We start from the raw sequence: 414 nt of genomic DNA, 5'->3' as shown, positions 1-414 counted from the left end.
GCCTTTACGAGACGGGCGCCGGCGGGTCGGCGCCCAAGCACGTCAAGCAGTTGGTGGAGGAGAACCACCTGCGCTGGGATTCGCTTGGGGAGTTTCTGGCGTTGGCCGTAAGCCTGGAGGACCTCGGCATCAAGACCGGCAACGAGCGCGCCAAGATCCTGGCAAACACCCTCGATGCGGCGACCGGCAAGCTGCTGGAGACGAACAAGAGCCCGTCACGCAAGGTCGGCGAACTCGACAACAGGGGTAGCCAGTTCTACCTCGCGATGTACTGGGCGCAGGAACTTGCCGCGCAGACCGGTGATCCGGAACTCGCAGAACAGTTCGCCCCACTGGCCGAGACGCTGGCCAGAGACGAGGACACGATCGTGCGGGAGCTGATCGAGGTGCAGGGCGCGCCGGTCGACATCGGCG

The 414-nt window shown here is 65.2% G+C and carries 1 protein-coding gene; it reads left to right on the top strand.

Going from position 1 to position 414, the window contains the following annotated elements:
- Window positions 1-414: NADP-dependent isocitrate dehydrogenase (locus R1101_RS29105; RefSeq protein WP_016935878.1), on the top strand; the 414-nt coding region annotated here is incomplete at both ends.

The organism is Rhodococcus sp. R1101 (assembly GCF_000278445.1).
GTDB classification, from domain to species: Bacteria; Actinomycetota; Actinomycetes; order Mycobacteriales; family Mycobacteriaceae; genus Rhodococcus; species Rhodococcus gordoniae.
The sequence above is the reverse complement of the archived record's forward strand: the minus strand, read 5'-3'. Positions and strand labels throughout refer to the sequence as shown.